General features: G+C 50.7%; 1 pseudogene. It reads left to right on the top strand.

The features are described 5' to 3' along the window. Nucleotides 1–300, top strand: a pseudogene (locus ACP45E_RS01000) (hypothetical protein); the annotation flags it as partial.

Here is a 300-nt window from a genome sequence, read left to right as displayed (position 1 = left end):
CGATATGGGCTCGGTTGTTCTTGTGGTTGAAGAGGTTGTGCAAGTCGTGACGACGGATACCAACCAAGGTGCTGGTGATGTCATTCATGGCGATGAAGGCCAAGATATCATTTTAGCGGGTGCAGGTAATGACTACGTTGAAGGCGGTCAGGGCAACGATACCGTGTTGGGGGATTTTGGTGAGGTCGACCTACGAAATGGTGTCGCGCTACTGAAAACCGAAGACGGCGATCAAAATGCATATGGCAATGACGAGATCAACTTGGGCTCTGGTAATGATCGCGTTCTAGGTGGGTTAGG

This window comes from Vibrio genomosp. F10 str. 9ZD137 (assembly GCF_049974785.1).
Taxonomy (GTDB): Bacteria; Pseudomonadota; Gammaproteobacteria; order Enterobacterales; family Vibrionaceae; genus Vibrio.
This window is presented reverse-complemented; position numbering and strand designations above follow the sequence as displayed.